Source organism: Alkalihalobacillus pseudalcaliphilus, assembly GCF_028610675.1.
Lineage (GTDB): Bacteria > Bacillota > Bacilli > Bacillales > Bacillaceae_D > Alkalihalobacillus > Alkalihalobacillus pseudalcaliphilus.
The window spans coordinates 14,597-34,317 of sequence record NZ_JAQQWS010000022.1 but is presented as its reverse complement, the minus strand read 5'-3'; the positions used below and the strand labels follow the sequence as shown (position 1 = coordinate 34,317).

The 19,721-nt window shown below is 38.7% G+C and carries 20 protein-coding genes; 18 read left to right on the top strand and 2 right to left on the bottom strand.

The genetic code is table 11. The features are described 5' to 3' along the window. Window positions 1-244 precede the first annotated feature (244 nt). The gene (locus PQ479_RS21360; protein ID WP_273717202.1) at window positions 245-379 is read left to right on the top strand and encodes a hypothetical protein; all 135 of its coding nucleotides are present in this window, start codon (window positions 245-247) and stop codon (window positions 377-379) included. Between the two features lie 101 nt (window positions 380-480). Here PQ479_RS21360 and PQ479_RS21355 read toward each other — a convergent pair whose 3' ends face one another. Next, the gene (locus tag PQ479_RS21355; protein WP_047990531.1) at window positions 481-1,782 is read right to left on the bottom strand and encodes a DUF5068 domain-containing protein; all 1,302 of its coding nucleotides are present in this window, start codon (window positions 1,780-1,782) and stop codon (window positions 481-483) included. 463 nt (window positions 1,783-2,245) lie between these two features. Here PQ479_RS21355 and PQ479_RS21350 point away from each other — a divergent pair, with 463 nt between their 5' ends. The 10 genes from PQ479_RS21350 to rsmI all read left to right on the top strand — a co-directional run bounded on the left by PQ479_RS21350 (window position 2,246) and on the right by rsmI (window position 9,652). Continuing rightward, window positions 2,246-2,452 (top strand): sigma factor G inhibitor Gin, encoded by a 207-nt coding sequence (locus tag PQ479_RS21350; protein WP_047990532.1) that lies wholly within the window; start codon window positions 2,246-2,248, stop codon window positions 2,450-2,452. Window positions 2,453-2,995: 543 nt separating this feature from the next. Beyond that, a complete protein-coding gene (locus PQ479_RS21345; RefSeq protein ID WP_273717201.1) occupies window positions 2,996-4,432 on the top strand; it encodes an aminotransferase class I/II-fold pyridoxal phosphate-dependent enzyme in 1,437 nt (478 codons plus the stop codon). Further along, a complete protein-coding gene (gene tmk / locus PQ479_RS21340) occupies window positions 4,426-5,085 on the top strand; it encodes a dTMP kinase (RefSeq protein ID WP_047990533.1) in 660 nt (219 codons plus the stop codon). The genes PQ479_RS21345 and tmk overlap by 7 nt, the downstream gene beginning before the upstream one ends. Continuing rightward, window positions 5,082-5,411 carry a cyclic-di-AMP receptor gene (locus tag PQ479_RS21335; protein WP_047990534.1) on the top strand — a complete coding sequence of 110 codons (330 nt, stop codon included), beginning with the start codon at window positions 5,082-5,084 and terminating at the stop codon, window positions 5,409-5,411. Before tmk ends, PQ479_RS21335 begins: the two co-directional genes overlap by 4 nt. Window positions 5,412-5,422: 11 nt before the next feature. Then, the gene (holB, locus tag PQ479_RS21330; RefSeq protein ID WP_047990535.1) at window positions 5,423-6,418 is read left to right on the top strand and encodes a DNA polymerase III subunit delta'; all 996 of its coding nucleotides are present in this window, start codon (window positions 5,423-5,425) and stop codon (window positions 6,416-6,418) included. A gap of 4 nt (window positions 6,419-6,422) precedes the next feature. Next, window positions 6,423-7,247, top strand: a complete 825-nt coding sequence (locus tag PQ479_RS21325; protein ID WP_047990536.1) for a PSP1 domain-containing protein — start codon at window positions 6,423-6,425, stop codon at window positions 7,245-7,247. A 15-nt stretch (window positions 7,248-7,262) separates the two neighbouring features. After that, entirely contained in the window at window positions 7,263-7,610 is a 348-nt protein-coding gene (yabA, locus tag PQ479_RS21320; protein ID WP_047990537.1) for a DNA replication initiation control protein YabA, read from the top strand. A gap of 175 nt (window positions 7,611-7,785) precedes the next feature. Continuing rightward, complete coding sequence (locus tag PQ479_RS21315; protein ID WP_047990538.1) at window positions 7,786-8,523, top strand: tRNA1(Val) (adenine(37)-N6)-methyltransferase; 738 nt, start codon at window positions 7,786-7,788, stop codon at window positions 8,521-8,523. Next, window positions 8,520-8,780, top strand: coding sequence for a GIY-YIG nuclease family protein (locus PQ479_RS21310; RefSeq protein WP_047990539.1), 261 nt, complete (start codon window positions 8,520-8,522; stop codon window positions 8,778-8,780). Before PQ479_RS21315 ends, PQ479_RS21310 begins: the two co-directional genes overlap by 4 nt. Next, window positions 8,777-9,652, top strand: a complete 876-nt coding sequence (gene rsmI / locus PQ479_RS21305) for a 16S rRNA (cytidine(1402)-2'-O)-methyltransferase (RefSeq protein ID WP_047990540.1) — start codon at window positions 8,777-8,779, stop codon at window positions 9,650-9,652. The genes PQ479_RS21310 and rsmI overlap by 4 nt, the downstream gene beginning before the upstream one ends. A 142-nt stretch (window positions 9,653-9,794) precedes the next feature. Here the strand turns inward: rsmI and PQ479_RS21300 are convergent, their stop codons facing one another. After that, window positions 9,795-10,082, bottom strand: coding sequence for an AbrB/MazE/SpoVT family DNA-binding domain-containing protein (locus PQ479_RS21300; protein ID WP_047990541.1), 288 nt, complete (start codon window positions 10,080-10,082; stop codon window positions 9,795-9,797). Window positions 10,083-10,287: 205 nt separating this feature from the next. On the opposite strand from PQ479_RS21300, the gene PQ479_RS21295 reads away from it, so the two are divergent. The 7 genes from PQ479_RS21295 (at window position 10,288) to rsmA (ending at window position 19,661) form a co-directional block, all read left to right on the top strand. After that, window positions 10,288-11,253, top strand: a complete 966-nt coding sequence (locus PQ479_RS21295) for a DNA double-strand break repair nuclease NurA (RefSeq protein ID WP_047990542.1) — start codon at window positions 10,288-10,290, stop codon at window positions 11,251-11,253. Window positions 11,254-11,269: 16 nt separating this feature from the next. Next, window positions 11,270-13,096: an ATP-binding protein gene (locus tag PQ479_RS21290; RefSeq protein ID WP_047990543.1), complete on the top strand. Its 1,827-nt coding sequence runs from the start codon at window positions 11,270-11,272 to the stop codon at window positions 13,094-13,096. A gap of 380 nt (window positions 13,097-13,476) precedes the next feature. Continuing rightward, on the top strand, window positions 13,477-15,468 hold the full coding sequence (metG, locus tag PQ479_RS21285; protein ID WP_047990544.1) for a methionine--tRNA ligase: 1,992 nt from the start codon (window positions 13,477-13,479) through the stop codon (window positions 15,466-15,468). 164 nt (window positions 15,469-15,632) lie between these two features. Beyond that, the gene (locus PQ479_RS21280) at window positions 15,633-16,412 is read left to right on the top strand and encodes a TatD family hydrolase (protein ID WP_047990545.1); all 780 of its coding nucleotides are present in this window, start codon (window positions 15,633-15,635) and stop codon (window positions 16,410-16,412) included. A gap of 353 nt (window positions 16,413-16,765) precedes the next feature. Beyond that, complete coding sequence (locus PQ479_RS21275; protein ID WP_047990546.1) at window positions 16,766-18,010, top strand: G5 and 3D domain-containing protein; 1,245 nt, start codon at window positions 16,766-16,768, stop codon at window positions 18,008-18,010. 212 nt (window positions 18,011-18,222) lie between these two features. Continuing rightward, window positions 18,223-18,783: a ribonuclease M5 gene (rnmV, locus tag PQ479_RS21270; RefSeq protein WP_047990547.1), complete on the top strand. Its 561-nt coding sequence runs from the start codon at window positions 18,223-18,225 to the stop codon at window positions 18,781-18,783. Next, the gene (rsmA, locus tag PQ479_RS21265) at window positions 18,780-19,661 is read left to right on the top strand and encodes a 16S rRNA (adenine(1518)-N(6)/adenine(1519)-N(6))-dimethyltransferase RsmA (protein WP_047990548.1); all 882 of its coding nucleotides are present in this window, start codon (window positions 18,780-18,782) and stop codon (window positions 19,659-19,661) included. Before rnmV ends, rsmA begins: the two co-directional genes overlap by 4 nt. Window positions 19,662-19,721 lie beyond the last annotated feature (60 nt).

The window sequence follows — 19,721 nt, the reverse complement described above, 5'->3', positions numbered from 1 at the left end:
GGTTCTCTTCGTGCGACTTCGTGAGAGGCATCGGGGAAATCGCTACATGCCATACTTCCCCGAAGAAGAGAATCCGAGGAGACAGTAGGACGTTGCCAGGTGATCAAATACATGCCTAATAGGGAGCGCTTTATTAAGTATAAAGAACAAGCGGCTACGAAGCGAAACACGCGAAGCCTGATTTATATTTGAGCGATATCATCATTATGTTGAGACGATTAGAAAAGCCGAGGTTTGTTTTAAGGTGCAAACTGTCCAATTATTAATCTCGGGACACGGTACAAGTACAAGAGCAGAAATGAAAAAACGTCTAGATGAATCGAAGGAATATCTTGAAGGCATAGAACAAGAAAATACGAGACAATTAGAGGACGTATGACAACAGAGATACCCTTTTATGATGGGATGAAAAGCATCCATATTGAAAATAAGAAAAAGGCTTAGAGTATCGGTTACGGTACTCATAAGCCTTCTCTATGATTATTGCGGTAGTGTAAAGGTTACACGATGACCTTTTGAAATGTCAGTGCCTTCATGGTCTCTCATTGGGCCAATCTCAATTTCAAACGTTTTATCGCTCCAAATCTTTTCATATTGTTCTTGATCCAACGTGTAAACTTGAAGAAGCTCCCCTGTTGTTCCTGCTTCAATTACATCTTCGTAATTGTAGTCAAGAAGCATGCCTTCGTTAATGGTAAATTGCATACCGTCATTCAAGTGTAATGTAGATGTGATGGATCTTTGGGAAAGATCATCTTCACTTTGGTTATCAATTTCAAATCGAACTGTTAGTAAAACAACACCATTCACAAAATTTTCAAATCGAGGTGCTTCATACTCATTGGGAGTAAATTCTGTGAATTGATAACCTTCTAGCATTAGACTAACATCGCCTAATGTATCAACCTGGTCGATATTATCGTCAGCTTTGATTAATTCCTTATCACCCATATCCGCTGCAGTAATTAAATCTGTGTAGAAGCCAGAATTATGCTCTTCTCTTTCGGCACCTTCTTCATTTACACTTAATGTGAATGAACCGGATTGTCCTATCGTGGAATTAACATCACCTTGAGTCTCAAATGGAGCTGGTACATCTATCATAACGCTCCCTGCAGATAATGCTTGTTCAAAGGCAGTTTCACCGAATGGATAGGCTATGTAACCTGAAATGGTTTCACCAGCTTCGATCAAATAGTCAGAACTATGACTAAGCTTATTAGGTATTTGCTCTTCTTCAGGAAGTAGATATTGGTGGTTATTAAAAGCTTTTGTAGCTCCGGTATAAGATAAATTTAAAGAAGGCATATAAAAAAGATCTTCATCGGATTCATTGGTCATGGTGTATTCGGCAATTAGGACACCACCGTCAGTCTCATCATCAAAAGGGATAGCAAAATTAGTGTGAAAATCAATTAATTCGACAACTGTATATTGCTCTAAGGTGACGGAAAATTGGTCCACTTCATGCGTTTGTGATTGAGTGTTTTCATATAGAATGGTTGCATTCCCCTCTGAAGTTTCTTCCATATATTGAATTAATTCATCAAAATTAGCACTTGCTTGATTATTTTCACTTGTATTATCTTCGGTTTCTTCATCTAGTTCCGATTCTATTTCTTCTTCCTCATCTTCATCTGTTTCATCTGCTAAATTTTTATTTACTTCCTCATCTTCCGGGTTATTTACTTCTTCTCCTTGAACTTCTTCATCGTTATTGCAACCAATTAATGCAATAGCAATTAGTAAAGTCCATGCGATACTCCAAAACTTCTTCGACATTTAAAAACCTCCATTTGTTAAATCAGTATGATATTACCATATACAAACAAAAGAAAGAATATGAAAAAAGGTTTAGTTCCATTACCTGTTTTTCATATCAATTATTGATTATTTCCCCTAATATTTAGGTATTAAACCATCTAAACAACTCATTTATTTTTATTATTGTTAATATTAGGGATGTAAGTAAAGCTTATTAACTAGAAAATGTAAGATTTAATAGCAGAAAATTGATAATTATTTAGTTTATTACATGCTTTTTCAATTTATTATGATTGGGCAAAAATGATGAAGATGGACGTATTTTTTTACTAAGCTTATTCTTTTTGCAAGGGATAGGCACTTATTTGCGCTTCAATGAATAAGGTTAAAGAAGAGTGGTCAGTGAGTATGGTGTGAGTTTATGAAGTAAAAGTATGAAATTTATGAAATTTGCCGACAATGAGGCTGGGGGTGCTTTATCATGAAAAAAACCGGAATCATTCAATTGCGGCTAGCTGAAAAATGTATGGTGTGTGAGGAAAGACAGTTAAAAGGTATGCATGTGATTGATGCATTTTTATGTGAGAGCTGTGAGCGTAAAATTATTGAGTCAGATACAGATGATAGTAATTATGTTTATTACTTGAAGCAACTAAGAAAAATTCAATCACATAGTGGTATGAAGTAAGATGGATTAATTCGACCTACAGTAGACTTTCGGAAGAAGGAGGTATGCTGTAGGTTTTTTGTATGAAAGTTCAATGGGTGATGCTCATTTCTCAGGATAATTTGACCTTCTGGCCTTTGTTTTTGGTCCGTTTTTACGGTCAATAACACTTGGATTTTAGATGTTAATCTTGCTGGGTTACTACTCTTTCTTTTTTTATTGGTGGCTGGTTGTGCGGTGCGCTGAATCTTTTTGGGCGCACTCTTCGAGCTAACTCCAAAAAGCGGCGGGGTTACGGCAAAATGTGAGAATCCTCAAAAATTGATAATGAACAACTTTGTTTTTGTTGTTATTTTTTTATGGATGGTTATTTGAACTTGAGAATTAGCGGTTTTATCGCGAGATGGATGACGAGCTAATTTCACGGCACAAACTATCGCCAATAAGTAACTTTCATATAAAACCCAAGTAAATATAAAAGAAAGATTTTCCTTTTCCTTGACCATGATTGTTTGTTTAATTTCATATATAATGGTAGGGAATAAGGTGAAGAGGTCGGTATATATGAGTACACCAATTATTGATTATTTGAAGAGATTTCATTATAGAAAACCTGTTTCGTTTCATGTGCCAGGCCATAAGAATGGGGCTTGTTATCCGGAGGGGTTAATCGAATTTAAGTCTGTGCTCAGCTTCGATGTAACAGAGTTAGATGGTTTAGATGATTTGCATGATCCAACAGGAATTATTTTAGAGAGCCAGCAATTATTGGCGGATTATTACAAGGCTAAGAAGTCATATTATCTTGTAAATGGCTCTACTGTTGGAAATCTGGCAATGATATATGCTTCCTTTCAGAAGGGGGATTATGTTTTCGTTCAACGTAATTGTCATAAATCGGTTCTAAATGGTTTATCGCTTAGGGAGGCAATCCCTGTTTTTTTAGAGCCATGTTATGATGAACAAACAGGACAAGCGATTGGTCTTGAGCCAAATATTGTGAAAGAAGCTTATCAAAAATATCCACATGCTAAAGGGATTTTAATTACGTATCCTAATTATTATGGGGTTAGTTTACCGGTAAAAGAAGTTATTGCCGAAGCAAAGAGGTGCAATCTTAAGGTGTTGGTTGATGAGGCACATGGGGTTCATTTTCAAGTGGGTGAACCATTCCCACCACCCGCTTTGAGTTTAGGGGCTGATATCGTTGTTCAATCTGCTCATAAGATGTTGCCAGCGCTAACAATGTCGGCTTACTTACATATTTCTGAATCCATAAATGATGATGAGGTAGAAGTTCTGGAGCAAGCTCTTGCTATGTTACAGTCTAGTAGTCCTTCATATTTATTACTGGCGTCTTTAGAAGGAGCGAGGGACTTTATGGAGAATATAAATGAGGAAGTTCTCCAAAGTATTGTACATTCGGTTGAGCAATTTAAGCTTGAGTTACAATTAATTCCTCAAATTGAAGTGGTTGAATATGATGATACACTGTTACAAATTGACCCTTTAAAGGTTACAATAAAGACAAGGACAGCTTTATCTGGATATGAGTTACAACGTATCTTTTCAAAGTTTGATTTAGAAACAGAGCTTGCCGATGAGTTTCATGTACTATTTGTATGTGGGTTTGTTCAAATGCCAGAAAAGGTAAGTCGGCAGCTTCAGTTAATACGTGATTATTTACATACTTATACCATTCAAGAACGAGTCGTACCACGTGTAAATAAACAGCAAGAAAATATATCTGTTTTAACTATTCATCAAGTATCGAGGTTTACTCAGATTGAAAGATCGAGAGCAGAGGCAGTAGGGGAAATAGCGGCAGAGGCTGTGATCCCTTATCCACCAGGTGTACCTTTGGTATATCCAGGTGAAAGGATTCGTGCAGAAGTGATCAATCAAATTGAGCGATTGAGTCAAGCTGGAGCGAGGTTTCAAGGTTATCAAGCTAAGAAGGGTAAGATTTTGACGATAGATGTGGAGGAAGATCAATGTTAAATGGCTGGTTTATTACAGTCGAAGGAGGAGAAGGTGCCGGTAAAACAACGATTGTTGATAAGGTTGAGCACTTTTTCAAAGATCATGGATTCGATGTAATGAGAACGAGAGAACCAGGCGGTATTAAGATCGCTGAGAAAATAAGAGAAGTCATTTTAGATGTGACACATACAGAGATGGATGAACGGACGGAAGCACTTCTATACGCAGCCGCTAGAAGGCAACACCTTATTGAAAAGGTGTTACCAGCGTTAAAAGAGGGTAAGATTGTTATATGTGATCGTTTTATAGACAGTAGTTTAGCGTATCAAGGTATTGCAAGAGGAATAGGGTTGGAGGAAGTACTAGCGATTAATGAATTTGCGATCGAAGGGTGCTATCCCGGATTAACATTATACTTTGATGTCGACCCTAAAGTTGGTTTGGCTCGAATATCAAGTGATAGTGAGAGAGAAGTGAATCGTTTAGACAAGGAGAAGCTTGACTTTCACGAAAAAGTAAAAGATGGATATGATAAAGTAAACCATATGTATCCTGAGCGGATACAAGTGATTAATGCGAATCATTCAATTGAAGATGTTTTTCAACAAGTTATGCATGCTATTACGATGCATGATCAATATAAGAGATTAAAGGAGATGAACGAACAATGAAATTAGTGATGGCTGTTGTCCAGGATAAAGATAGCAATCGTTTATCAGATGCTTTAATTGATGCCGATTTCCGAGCGACGAAATTAGCAAGTACCGGTGGATTCTTAAAAGCAGGGAATACAACTTTTTTGATTGGAACAGAGGATGAAAAGATAGAGACATTGATGGAAATCATTAAAGAGAATTGTAAAAGCCGTGAACAGTTAGTAGCTCCAATATCACCGATGGGTGGTAATGCTGATTCGTATGTTCCTTATCCTGTCGAGGTTCAAGTTGGAGGAGCCACTGTTTTTGTTCTTCCGGTTGAGCAGTTTGAACAGTTTTAATAGGTGATGACATGAACCACACATGGGCAAATATAGAAACCTTACAACCTAGAGTTGCAAAAATGTTAATTCGAAGCATAGAAAAGAATCGGCTCGCCCACGCTTATTTACTTGAAGGAAGTAAAGGAACGGGAAAAACAAAAGTAGCTCTTCTGCTAGCGAAGAGCTACTTTTGTCAGAATCGCGATGACGGTCGGGCTGAACCCTGTTTAATTTGTATGGACTGTAAAAGAATAGACAATGGTAATCATCCTGATTTACATATGATTGAACCTGATGGATTGTCGATTAAAAAGCAGCAAGTTGAGCATCTACAGAAAGAATTTACGTATAGAGGGATGGAATCAAAGCAAAAAGTATATATCGTTCATCATGCTGATAAGATGACGGCAAGTGCTGCCAATAGTCTATTGAAATTTTTAGAAGAACCAGAAGCCCCTACATTAGCTTTGTTATTAACAGAAAGAGCAAATGCCATCTTACCGACTATTCAATCGAGAAGTCAGCCATTAAGTTTTCAACCACTACCTAGAGAAGGTTTTTTACAAAGTTTAAGAGAAAAAGAGATCCCGAATGTAACAGCACATTTATTAGCAAGTCTCACAACAAGTTTTGAAGAAGCAATCGTATTATCTGAGGGAGATTGGATTGCACAAGCACGGACCGTAGTGATACAATTAATGAGTGAGTTATATGAAAGACCTGAGCAATCATTTTTCACCGTTCAGGAAAAGTGGGTCCCGCTCTTTAAAGAGAAACATGAGCAGGAGCTAGGTCTAGAAATGATCCTTTTATGGTTAAGAGACCTTTTTTATACACAAGTTGGTAAGGACGTAGAAACATTTGTTGACCAAACCAACGTATTACAGCAACAGGCACTCTCTAGTTCGCAAGAGAAAATAAATAAAAGCATGGGGGCTGTTGTGAAAGCCAAGCAGTACTTACATGCACATGTTGCGCACCAGCTTCTAATGGAGAAGCTTTTGCTAGACATACAGGAGGGATAACGGTTTGCATCAGGTTGTCGGTGTCCGCTTTAAAAAGGCTGGCAAAATCTATTATTTCTCCCCAGGGGAATTGGAGCTTGAAAAAGGGGAGGCAGTTATAGTCGAGACCGCTCGTGGGATTGAATATGGGCGGATTGTCATCGGTATGAAAACCGTTGGCGAGGAAGATGTTGTTTTACCGCTGAAGCAAGTCATTCGAGTTGCGACAGTCAGAGATAAATTAATTGTACAAGAGAATCGTGAAGCGGCTCGAAATGCTTTAGGCGTTTGTACCGAAAAGATACAAGAGCACAATTTAGATATGAAGCTTGTTGATGTAGAGTATACGTTCGATCGGAATAAGGTGTTATTTTATTTCACGGCGGAAGGAAGAATAGACTTTCGTGAGCTAGTTAAAGATTTAGCAGCTATTTTCCGTACGAGGATTGAGCTAAGACAAATTGGCGTTCGTGATGAAGCAAAAATGCTAGGTGGCATTGGACCCTGTGGTCGAGTACTCTGCTGTTCGTCTTTCTTAGGGGATTTTGAACCAGTGTCTATTAAAATGGCCAAGGATCAAAACTTATCATTAAATCCAGCCAAAATCTCTGGTTTATGTGGAAGGCTTATGTGTTGCCTGAAATATGAGAATGATCACTATGAAGAGGCGAAAAAGGAGTTACCCGATATAGGCAAAAAGATTAAGACGCCTGAAGGTGATGGAAAAGTGTTAGGTCTGAATATCCTTGAAAAACTTGTGCAAGTGGAGTTATTTGAAGGTGAGAGGACTGTAGAATTTACTTTGGATGAATTAATGAATCAAAAGGCCGCCCAAGAAGCCACAGAATAATGAGGTGGAAGAGAAGTGGACAAAAAAGCAATTTTTAATCAAGTGAGCGAAATAGAGGAGCGCATTGGTGATCTTCATCATGAGATGCGTAGTTTAAAAGAGCAGCTCGCTCAGCTATTGGAAGAGAATCAGGGCTTAAAGATGGAGAATGAGAAGTTGCGTGAAAGGCTTGAAACTCCATCGGAAATAGATAATAAGGAAGAAAAGAAAGAAGAAAAGAAGAAAGCTCGTGTAGGTGAAGGCTATGATAATTTAGCTAGACTTTACCAAGAAGGCTTCCATATTTGTAATACGCATTATGGAAGTATTCGCCAAGCTGGCGATGATTGCTTATTTTGTCTTTCTTTTTTACACCAAAAGTAAGGCCAACCTTTTGATCCCCTCCGTTATACGGAGGGTTTTTTGTATAGAATGGTCTCTTGGTCAGAGCGTTGATTCGTAAGACGCTTTTCTCGCCTTTCTATTTTAGGGATTTGTGTTTTTTCTATGGTACACTTAAAGAAACGAACGAGATAGATGTGTAGGAGTGGCAGGAGACATGGTGAAGCAGTTTAAGGATGAACGTATTGATTTTATAAGTGGAACAGACTTAAAGATGATTCAGAGTCCGTCTGTGTTTGCTTTTTCTATCGATGCGATTTTATTAGGACAGTTTGTGAGGGTGCCCATTCAAAAGGGACATATCTTAGATTTGTGTACCGGTAATGGTGTTATCCCTCTTTTTTTAAGTACGAGAACAAAAGCGCTTATTACGGGTGTGGATATTCAAAAAGAGCTTATTGAATTTGCAAATAGAAACCGAGACTTAAATGGAAGAGAGAATCAAGTGACTTTTATTGAAAGTGATTTGAATGAATTACCACTATCAATTAAGAATAGGAAGTATGATGTTGTTGTCTGCAATCCTCCTTATTTTGAAGCAAACCAAGCAGCAGAAAAAAATTTGAACAAGCACTTAGCGTTAGCACGACATGAGATAACTTGCACATTAGAGGACGTAATACGTGTGTGTAGTGGACAAGTTAAGTATAAAGGGAAGGTTGCGATTGTTCATCGTCCGGAGCGGATGGCGGATATTTTTACTGAGATGAGGAAATACCAGCTCGAGCCAAAGCGGATGCAACTTATTCATCCTAAAAAAGATAAAGCGGCGAATATGGTATTAATCGAAGCGGTTAAAGGTGGGCAACCAGCACTTGAAGTCATTCCTCCATTGGTGATTTTAGATGAGGTAGGTAATTATACAGATGAATTCAAAGAGGTGTATATCGGTTGAAGCATATTGTCTATGTGCTAGCCTGTAACGACGGGACCTGGTATACGGGATACACGAATGATTTTAATAAGAGACTAAGGTTACATCAGGCAGGAAAAGGGGCAAAATATACAAGAGGTCGTGGACCATTTGAGCTTGTGCATATGTTTGAATATGAGACAAGATCAGAGGCATTAAAAGCAGAGTACGCCTTTAAAAAACTTTCTAGAAAACAGAAAGAAAAAGTGGTGGCAAAAGAGAAAGGTGAGGCTACATGAAAGAGCAAAAAAGCTTTAAAGAAAATGAAGTAGGGACTTTATATCTTGTTCCAACACCAATTGGTAATTTAGAGGATATGACATATCGAGCGATTCGAACTTTGAAGGAAGTTGATTATATTGCTTGTGAGGATACGAGACAAACAAAGAAGCTTTGTCATTACTTTGAGATCGAAACGAAATTAATTAGTTATCATGAGCACAATAAACGGTCAGCCGGTCAGCAACTCATTGAGAAATTGCGAGCAGGACAAAATATAGCTATTGTTAGTGATGCTGGGATGCCAGCGATTTCAGATCCTGGGTATGATTTGGTTGGACTTGTATTAGAGGAAGAGAATATGAGTGTGGTTGCCTTACCAGGAGCGAATGCGGCTCTAACGAGTCTGATTGCTTCAGGGTTACCAACCGAACAATTTTATTTTGTTGGATTTTTACCGAGACAGAAAAAACAACGTGAGGAATCGTTAAAAAAGGTAAAAAGTGTAGGGGCAACTCTCATATTTTATGAAGCTCCACACCGTTTGAAGGAAACGCTCCATGCTTTAAACCTACAGTTAGGTGATCGGAAAATTGTGATTGCTCGCGAGTTAACGAAAAAATTTGAGGAATATCAAAGGGGTACTCTAGCCGAAGCCATTAACTGGGTGGAACACGGTACAGTAAAGGGGGAGTTCTGCTTAATTGTCGAAGGAGTTACTGACGAAGAATGCTCTGATGAGAAACAGTGGTGGCAAGAAATCACGATCCCTTCCCATGTTGAACATTATATTCAGTTAGGTCTTAATCAAAAAGACGCAGTCAAACAAGCGGCAAAAGATCGAGGCGTCCCAAAAAGAGAGGTCTACCAAATCTATCACCAACAAGATTAAACGTAAGGAGCACTGTCCTGCTAAGGTCATAATCACCAGATGGATGACGTGCTCAAGGCACAACCAATCGATCCCTAGGTAACTTTTATATAAAAAGACTCCCGATTGAATCGAGAGTCTTTCAACATCTTGTCCATGTTGCTTATGCTTGTGTTTTTGTTACGTAGTCTTCTAAACTCTTAAGTACTTCTTTAGCACCTTCTGGGCTAAGAATAATCTTGCCACCAGCGATAGATAAGTTATCATCAGATACTTCACCAGTAACTTGGCAAGTCATATTAGGCTTATATTTCTTTAAGATAATACGATCGTTATCAACATAAATTTCTAAAGCGTCCTTCTCCGCGATATCAAGTGTGCGACGAAGTTCGATTGGAATTACAACACGTCCTAATTCATCAACCTTACGAACGATACCTGTAGATTTCATAATAATTGTCTCCTCTCAGACTATTAATATATGATAATGTGTGTCATTATTCGACATTTTTCTATCTGAACTAAGAATACCAATGTTTCCAAAACAAGTCAAATAATATTTCTTGAATTCCGTATATTTTTTTGTGGTGATATCGTGTGAAAAATTCAAAGAACCTTATTAAATTAGGATTTTCAAAAAAGGGGTATGGATAAAATTGTTAACAATTAACCAGGACTTTTTAAAGAAGATTAATAAAGTAAACCAGGGCTTTCGACAAAAATATAAGTCTACTAATACGGATTATACAGATATTCGACATAAATTGACAATATCGCAGGCTATTATTCGACAAATATCTCCCATTACCACAGAAGACCTAATTAATTGGTTAGAGGGTGGCCTTGTTGCAGGTGTTGACGGATCAGTTAATCAAACAAAGGGAGAACCTCCTCATGTGATTTACTTTTTTCAAGCACTAGCAAAAGCAACGAGTGGAGAGTCTTATCAAAATTCAGATGTTTTCTTTCCTTTATTAGAGGAAGAAGGAAATGAAAAGGTAGAAGAAGAAAGTCACACGAAAAAGAAGCGCTCACATCTATTAGCCAAATTAGAGCTTGAGGCTGCCTACGAATTAATCGATAAGCATAAAGTCAAGTTATTGATGATGGATGGTGCTTTATACCATTATCGTATTGATGCTAAAGATGCATGGGAGCGCCTAAAGAAAAAAGCCTTGGAAGATGATGTGATTTTAGTCGGAGTATCTGAAGAGATCACGACGGAGAATTTAATTAAAACAGAAAGCTTTAAAGGGTTAGAAAAGGCCTATACGTATGATCGTGATATATTATTTGGTGTATTAAATCAAGGTGAAGCTATTTATATAGAAGAAATACAACATAAGGCTGGATTACAATCTGTTTGGGTGAGATTTGGTCTCGATCCACAAATGACAGGATATGATATGTTAGAGGAACAAGCCGAACAAAAGTGGGAAATTGCACGTATCTTAGCGGCACTAACACCTAAGGATGGCCGAGGCATTCCGCTGTGGTTAGATCATATTGATCGTGAAATTAGGCTAACAGATCAGTTGGTAGAAGCGTTAGTAGAGCAGTATATGGATACAGAGCTACAGCAGCGATTATTAAAGAAGAAAAGACAGTGGAGACCTTATTAATAGGAGGAGTTAGATTATGCAAATAGTAGGGATTACAACACAACATGAGGTGTATGTTGCTTCAAAAGAGCATAAATTCAAAATGAATGAACTGTTAATTATTGAGGACGACATTTTAAGTAAGCCTAAAGGAGAGGTTGTTGAAACATTTTCTTATAATCGTTATATTCCTATGGGGTTTGATAAAGGACTTGTTGATGATGGAGTGCTTAAAACATTAGAGCATATTGGCTATGATATTGGTGCAGATGATATTCACCTTGCCAAAGTACGTTTATTTGAAGAAGCCATTCATCCGATTCAAACAGGTGCACATGTGCGGCACCCTCATTTTAAGGAAATTGAATCTCTTTTAGTGCAGACAACGGCTGAAAAAGGAATGATCCTTGGGGAAATTAAGTCAACAGAATATGTAAGTGATACACTTCCAGCTGAGTTACAAGGTTTAGTACAAATCCAAGAGGACGAAAAGGCGCGTGTGCAAAAAGGAGTCCCATTTATTTTTGATATTCGATCGATGCAACAATACCCTCATATAGGTGTATTTGGCGGTTCTGGATCGGGGAAGTCTTTCGGATTAAGAGTCATGCTCGAGGAGTTAATGAAACTCAAAATCCCTACGGTTGTTTTTGATCCTCATTTTGAAATGAGCTTTTCCGTTCAAGAAAATGAGGAAGGGCCTCACTTTAAAGAACAGTATATCGTTACGCAAATTGGGCGTGATGTAGGCGTCGATTTTTCCGCTTTATCAACACGTGATGTAGAGAGGCTATTAGGAGCGTCTGGTACATTAACAGAATCAATGGTGAATGTCATTCAATCCGTTCATAAAAGGAAGGATAGTTATCAATCATTTAGTGATCGCGTCGCGAACCTTGCTGAGGCATTGGAAATTGGCAAACAAAAATTAGATGGAATATTACATGATGGAGGGATGTCGAAAGAGGAAATCCAACGGTATCAAACGTTTAAGAAATTATTAGACCAATTTGGTAGTTTGCCACTATCATCAGTAAAAGGCATTCAGTGGCGCTTGAATAGGCTTTATCAAGCTGGGCTTTTTCAGCATCATATACGTATGATTGAACAAGGCTTACAAGCAGGTAAGCTCGTCGTTATACAGGGAGCAGTTTGGTTATTACAAGTGTTCTCAAGCTATGTCATTGGCTCGCTCTATGGGAAACGACGTTCATTTAAAGATGCCCGACTGCAACAAAAACAAGCGGAATTTTTCCCGCCGTTTGTCATTGTAACAGATGAGGCTCACAATTTTGCACCAAAGGGATATGAAGCACCTTCAAAATCAGTTTTAAAAGAAATTGCCCAAGAAGGTAGAAAGTATGGTGTGTTTCTTATTTTTGCCACTCAAAGGCCAACCCTTTTAGATGAAACGATAACCGCACAGCTTAATTCAAAATTTGTATTTCGAACGGTAAGGGGAACGGATATTCAAACGATTAAGGAAGAAACGGATTTAACAGCAGAAGAAGGGAAAAGGCTTCCTTATTTACGATCGGGGGATGTTTTTGTATCTTCTGCGATTATGGGAAGAACCATCGCTGTTAGAATCCGGCTAGCCCATTCGTCAAGCCCTCACACAACGAACCCTTTTGATGAATTAGAACAAAGAACTGAACTAGATGCTAAAGAATTAATGGATGCTTTAGATGAGTTTCTTCCATTAACAGAAGTTCAAATCATGAACCAGCTTAATGAACTAAATAAAAAAGCATCAAAGTCTTGGGACATCAAACAATGGAAGGCACAGTTGAAAAACTTAAGCAAAGAAGGTTATTTACAGGAAAAGCAAACACCATTTGCTTATATATATGATCGTTCTTGACAGTTTTATTGATTGTTCGGTATATTTTGGTTACAATATTGGAAAGAATGAAAGAAATATCAATGTCCGATGAAGAGATGAGTATAACTGCCTGAGATTTATTAGCAAGTAAATCATTACTTGTGTAGAGAGCTGGGGAAGCTGAAAACCAGTATAAATCCACGTTAGAAGATGGTCTCGGAGGAATTTATATGCGAGTGTCGCTTCAAATGGCATAAGCGTGTAACGTAGCTGGCGTTAACAGGAGTCCTATGACTTTTGAGCTCTTCTATATAATAGAAGGGAAAATTGGGTGGTACCACGTGAGTATGCTCTCGTCCCATGTTGGATGAGGGCTTTTTTATATGCTTTAAATGAAAAGGCCAGAGGAGGCACTATTAATGACACAAGAAAAGAAAAGCTTCTATATTACAACCCCGATTTATTATCCAAGTGATAAGCTTCATATTGGACATGCGTATACGACAGTCGCTGGTGATGCGATGGCTCGTTATAAGCGTATTCGAGGATATGATGTTCGGTATTTAACAGGCACAGATGAACATGGTCAGAAAATTGAACAAAAAGCACAGGCAAAAGGTCAAACGCCAAAAGAATTTGTGGATGAGATCGTTACAGGTATTAAGCAGCTTTGGAATAAACTTGATATTTCGTATGATGATTTTATTCGTACAACAGATGAGCGCCACAAGGAAATGGTTGCAGAAATCTTTGAACGCTTTTTAGAGCAAGGGGACATCTATTTAGATGAATATGAAGGCTGGTATTCAGTTCCGGATGAAACCTTTTATACAGAGCTCCAGCTTGTTGATCTTATGAAGGATGAGAATGGTGAAATAATTGGCGGAAAGAGCCCGGATAGTGGTCATCCCGTAGAGAAGGTAAGAGAAGAGTCTTATTTCTTTAGAATGAGTAAATATGCCGATCGGTTATTGAAGTATTATGAGGAGAATCCATCCTTTATCCAACCAGAATCGCGTAAGAAAGAAATGATTAATAATTTTATTAAGCCAGGCTTAGAGGATCTAGCGGTATCAAGAACTTCATATTCTTGGGGGGTACAAGTACCAAGTAATCCAAAGCATGTCATTTATGTATGGATTGATGCCCTTTGTAACTATATTACTGCCCTAAATTACGGGAAGGATGATGACGCTCTTTACCAAAAATACTGGCCAGCTGACGTTCATTTAGTCGGAAAAGAAATTGTCCGATTCCATACGATTTATTGGCCCATTATGTTAATGGCACTTGATCAACCTCTACCAAATAAAGTGTTCGGACATGGTTGGTTATTGATGAAAGATGGTAAGATGTCTAAATCAAAAGGTAATGTCGTTGATCCTGTACCATTAATCGACCGTTATGGATTAGATGCTCTTCGTTATTATTTATTACGAGAAGTACCATTTGGTTCAGATGGGACATTTACGCCGGAAGGATTTGTTGACCGTGTAAACTTTGATTTAGCGAATGATTTAGGTAATCTACTTAATCGAACGGTTGCGATGGTTAATAAGTATTTTGACGGTGAAATTCCGGCCTATGTCAAAGATGCAACACCGTTTGACGCACCGTTACTTGAGCTTATTGAAGCGACAGTTGTAAAAGTAGAGGATGCGATGGAAGAAATGGAGTTTTCAGTTGCCTTAACAGCGATTTGGCAAATGGTCAGCAGAACGAATAAATATATTGATGAAACAAGCCCATGGATGCTAGCTAAGGATGAAGCAAGAAGAGAAGAGTTAGGTTCAGTTATGTATCATTTAGCGGAAGCACTTCGTTACGTTTCAGTTCTAATTCAGCCATTTATGACGGAGACACCGACCAAAATGTGGAAGCAGTTAGGTATCTCCGAAAACGAAAAAACATGGGATTCGTTAGCGAACTTTGGACAAATTCCTACCGGTACTAAAGTCACTAAAGGGGAGCCAATCTTCCCTCGTTTGGATGTGAAAGAGGAAGTAGCCCATATCGTTCATATGATGGGTGGCATACTTGTAACCGAAGATGAGAAGAAGGAAGAGATTGAGCCGGTTGTAAAGGATAATGAAATTACGATTGAAGACTTTTCGAAGGTGGAGCTTCATGTTGCAGAGGTGATTCAAGCAGAACCGGTTGAAGGTGCGGATCGCTTATTAAAAATTCAGCTAGATGTCGGCTTCGAAAAACGCCAAGTTGTTTCTGGTATAGCGAAATATTATGAGCCACAAGAGCTTGTAGGCAAAAAAGTCATTTGTGTTACAAATCTGAAGCCTGTAAAGTTACGTGGAGAATTATCACAAGGAATGATTTTGGCAGGAACAAAAGGGAAAAAGCTGCAACTTGCTACGATTGATGGAACGTTACCGAATGGTGCGAGAGTGAAATAGGGTTTACCAATTCCTGTAATCGTTGACTGTGATATGTAAATGTCATGAAAATGTTATATAGAGAGAAGATAATTCTTCTCTCTATTGTTATATAAAGATAATAATTTCTGTGGTAAAGAACTTGTTACGTTTAGAGACAGATAGTATGAAGGAGTGTAAACATCGTGTTATTTGATACTCATGTTCATTTAAATGCCGATCAATTTGATGAAGATCTGGAGGAAGTGTTAGCTCGTGCTAAGCAAGCTGGTGTATCGGAAATGGTTGTGGTTGGATTTGACGAAAAAACGATTCGTCGTGCACTTGAGCTCGTAGAAAGATATGATTATTTATATGCAGCTGTTGGCTGGCACCCTGTTGATGCTATCGATATGACGGAGCAGCATTTGCAGTGGTTAGAAGAGTTGGCCTCCCATCCTAAGATTGTTGCTCTTGGGGAAATGGGCTTAGATTACCATTGGGATAAGTCACCAAAGGATGTGCAAAAAGAGGTTTTCCGCCAACAAATTGCATTAGCGAAGAAGGTTCAACTACCGATCGTTATTCATAATAGGGATGCCGATCAGGATGTCGTTGATATTTTGAGAGAAGAGGGAGCAAGTGAAGTAGGTGGGATTATGCATTGTTTCGGTGGTAGTGTCGAGATTGCTAAACAATGTTTGGACATGAATTTTCATATTTCACTCGGAGGCCCAGTTACATTCAAAAATGCAAGAAAACCAAAAATGGTCGCAAAAGAAGTGCCTTTGGACAAATTATTAATTGAAACGGATTGCCCTTATCTAGCTCCACATCCAAATCGTGGGAAAAGGAATGAGCCTGCCTATGTCGAATTAGTAGCTAAGGAAATTGCCGCTCTGAGAGAACTCACTTATGAAGAAGTGGCGTCGCAAACGAGAGTGAATGCAAAAAAATTATTTAAGATAAAAAATGAAGAAAAATAAATGTTCAAACTTGTCCATTTTCGGTCTAATTTTCCAGTCGTTCACCTTGTAATATAGATTACATCTTGATGACATTTTGCAAAATGATGTAGAGAAAGGGAGACGGGCAAACACTCAATATGACAATGTTTTTGTCGTTTTTTGTTCCTGCTTGTCTTCTTTACAACGATTTCGCTTTTGTTCTACAATTTGGGCGATTTGCATAGAGTGGACTTGTCGATATTTATTTATTTTCTTTGTGTGATTTTTATTGGATAATGAACAACATGCAAGGAGAGTAGTTAAATATAAAGTTGACAAAAGAGGAGGTCAGTGTTTATAATTCGGAGCGTTGAGAGAGAGGAGTTTATGACATGGAAGCAAACATACGTAATCTTCTTCCAGCGAAATTTTCTGGAAAAGGATTATTCATCTCCGTCATTAGTCTCATTCTCTTCGTGGGCGTAATTATTTACGCTGTATACGAGGTGACAAAGGCCACTGTTGAGATTAGTATTGATGGTGAAGTATTGGTATATGATACCCATGCTAACACGCTTGCTGATTTCATGATGGAGCATAATTGGGATGTCCAAGAGCATGATCTCATTGAACCGGCATTAGAGACAGAAATCACAGATAGTATGGAGGTTGTTTGGAAACAGGCGAAGGAAGTACTTGTGACAATTGATGGAAAACAAGAGACCGTGTGGACGATCGAAGACACAGTCGAGGCTCTTTTTGCAGAGTTAAATATCACATATACAGAACATGACCATATATTTCCGGCAGTTACGACTGACATAACAGAGAGCTTGGAGGTTCTATTTGAATCTGCCTTCCAAGTCGTAATATCAAGTGACGGTGAACAACAGGAGTTTTGGACAACTTCGACGACTGTCGCTGACTTTTTAGAAAAAGAAGATGTATCTTTAGGTGAGCTTGATCGTGTAGAGCCTGCACTCGAAGAAAAACTAGATAAAGACGCACAGATCCAGATAGTGCGTGTAGAAAAAGTCACCGATGTAGTGGAGGAAGCGGTATCTTTTGGGACAGTGACTCAAAAGGACGATTCGCTTGAGTCAGGAACTGAAAAAGTTGTCAATGCTGGCTCTGAAGGAAAAGTGAAGAAGCATTACGAAGTGATCCTAGAGGATGGCGAAGAAGTTTCGCGGGAATTGGTTAAGGAAGAGACGGTTTCAGAAAGCCAGGATCGAGTAGTGGCAGTGGGAACAAAACCGAAGCCTGTCCAGGTTGCTAGAAGTACAACACCTTCTCAATCTGCAGCCAATTCAAGTGCAAGTGAATCTTCAAACAATAAGTCTGATGGTAAAACCTTTACGGTTACAGCGACGGCTTATACAGCTGGTTGTAATGGTTGTAGTGGTATTACCGCAACAGGCATTAATTTAAAAAATAATCCGAATATGAAAGTCATTGCTGTTGATCCGAATGTCATTCCACTCGGAAGTCGAGTTGAAGTAGAAGGATATGGTATTGCCATTGCAGGTGATACAGGTGGGTCGATTAATGGCAATAAAATTGATGTACACGTACCTACCAAAGCGGAAGCACAGCGTTGGGGACGTAAGCAAGTGAAGATTACGGTTCTAGATTAGATCCAGAATATTTGGTCATTCGTCTGAATGAGTGTACATGAACGCGATGTGGGAGAGAGATCTCTTATGTCGCGTTTTTTTGGATGAATCGCTTATTTTAGACTAGGTAGGATCTTTTCATAAAAAGTGATAAAATAAAGAAACTATTGAGAAGGGCTTTACATCAATACATGTAAGTTATTCGCCATTGTGGGATTGAAGGTGCAAAGAGAATGAAAGTAAAAGAAGTGATTGTCGTAGAAGGTCGTGATGATACCGTTGCAATCAAACGAGCAGTAGATGCGGATACGATTGAGACAAACGGCTCTGCAATAAATGAATCAACGCTACGTCAAATTGAGTTAGCTCAGCAAAGGCGTGGTGTAATTATATTAACGGACCCGGATTATCCAGGGGAACGGATTCGAAAAATTATCGAAAATCGAGTCAATGGTTGCAAGCATGCTTTTTTGACTAAAAAAGAAGCTCTGTCTAAGCGAGGCGGAAATCTCGGTGTCGAAAATGCTTCGCCAGATTCAATTAGACAAGCTCTACAAGATATTCGTGAGCAGTATGATGCACCAGAGGAAATGATTACGAGGCAGGATTTATTACAAGCAGGATTAATCGCTGGACCACTAGCTAGACAGCGACGAGAGAAGTTAGGTGAAAAACTAAAGATTGGTTATGCGAATGGCAAGCAGCTTCATCGTCGGCTGCAAACCTTCCATATACAAGCTCAGGAGTTTGCCGAAGCGCTCTCAGAGGTTTTTAAAGAGGAGGAAGGTCAGTGACCAAAGATATTGCAACACCAGCACGGACGAAAGAAATTTTAAATAAGTATGGTTTTCAATTTAAAAAAAGCTTAGGGCAAAACTTTTTAATTGATACGAATATTTTACATAATATCGTGGACGCAGCCAAATTAACATCGGAGTCAGGCGTTATTGAGGTAGGTCCGGGAATTGGTGCATTAACGGAGCAAGTGGCCAAGAGAGCTAAAAAAGTGGTCTCGTTTGAAATTGATCAGCGTTTATTACCTGTATTAAAGGAAACGCTTCAACCTTATCCACACATAGAGATTGTTCACTCGGATATTTTAAAAGCAGATATTCAAGCAACGATTGCCGAAAAATTTGAAGAAGGCCAAGATCTCATGGTTGTCGCAAACTTGCCTTATTATGTCACCACACCGATTTTGATGAAGCTACTAGAAGAAAAGCTACCATTACGCGGAATTGTTGTCATGATTCAGGCTGAGGTTGCTGAGCGTATTTCAGCTAAGCCAGGAACAAAGGAGTATGGTTCTTTATCATTGGCGGCTCAATATTATGCCGTTGCTGAGAAAGTTATGACCGTTCCTGCTTCTGTATTTGTGCCGAGACCGAAAGTCGATTCAGCCGTTTTACGTCTAACAATTCGAAAAGAGACACCGGTAAATGTGACCGACGAAGACTTCTTTTTTAAAGTGATTCAATCAAGCTTTGCTAATCGTAGGAAGACGATTTTAAATAATCTAATCCATAATTTTGCATCTAAGGAGAAAAAACCGGAAATCGAGCAATCCTTAGCCGAAGCTAATATCGATCCAAAGCGCCGAGGGGAGACGTTATCAATGGAGGAGTTTGCTGCATTAAGTGAAGCATTATGGACGAGGTTTCAGTCATCTTAATAAAGCGATAGTAACAAAAGTGAACCATGCAGTGATTGCATGGTTTTTTGCGGTGCCTAT

Excerpts from the sequence above, each read along its gene's own strand:
- PQ479_RS21355 (WP_047990531.1), bottom strand. The coding sequence starts at position 1,782 with ATGTCGAAGAAGTTTTGGAGTATCGCATGGACTTTACTAATTGCTATT.
- PQ479_RS21350 (WP_047990532.1), top strand. The coding sequence starts at position 2,246 with ATGAAAAAAACCGGAATCATTCAATTGCGGCTAGCTGAAAAATGTATG.
- PQ479_RS21345 (WP_273717201.1), top strand. The coding sequence starts at position 2,996 with ATGAGTACACCAATTATTGATTATTTGAAGAGATTTCATTATAGAAAA.
- tmk (WP_047990533.1), top strand. The coding sequence starts at position 4,426 with ATGTTAAATGGCTGGTTTATTACAGTCGAAGGAGGAGAAGGTGCCGGT.
- PQ479_RS21335 (WP_047990534.1), top strand. The coding sequence starts at position 5,082 with ATGAAATTAGTGATGGCTGTTGTCCAGGATAAAGATAGCAATCGTTTA.
- holB (WP_047990535.1), top strand. The coding sequence starts at position 5,423 with ATGAACCACACATGGGCAAATATAGAAACCTTACAACCTAGAGTTGCA.
- PQ479_RS21315 (WP_047990538.1), top strand. The coding sequence starts at position 7,786 with ATGGTGAAGCAGTTTAAGGATGAACGTATTGATTTTATAAGTGGAACA.
- rsmI (WP_047990540.1), top strand. The coding sequence starts at position 8,777 with ATGAAAGAGCAAAAAAGCTTTAAAGAAAATGAAGTAGGGACTTTATAT.
- PQ479_RS21300 (WP_047990541.1), bottom strand. The coding sequence starts at position 10,082 with ATGAAATCTACAGGTATCGTTCGTAAGGTTGATGAATTAGGACGTGTT.
- PQ479_RS21290 (WP_047990543.1), top strand. The coding sequence starts at position 11,270 with ATGCAAATAGTAGGGATTACAACACAACATGAGGTGTATGTTGCTTCA.
- metG (WP_047990544.1), top strand. The coding sequence starts at position 13,477 with ATGACACAAGAAAAGAAAAGCTTCTATATTACAACCCCGATTTATTAT.
- PQ479_RS21275 (WP_047990546.1), top strand. The coding sequence starts at position 16,766 with ATGGAAGCAAACATACGTAATCTTCTTCCAGCGAAATTTTCTGGAAAA.
- rnmV (WP_047990547.1), top strand. The coding sequence starts at position 18,223 with ATGAAAGTAAAAGAAGTGATTGTCGTAGAAGGTCGTGATGATACCGTT.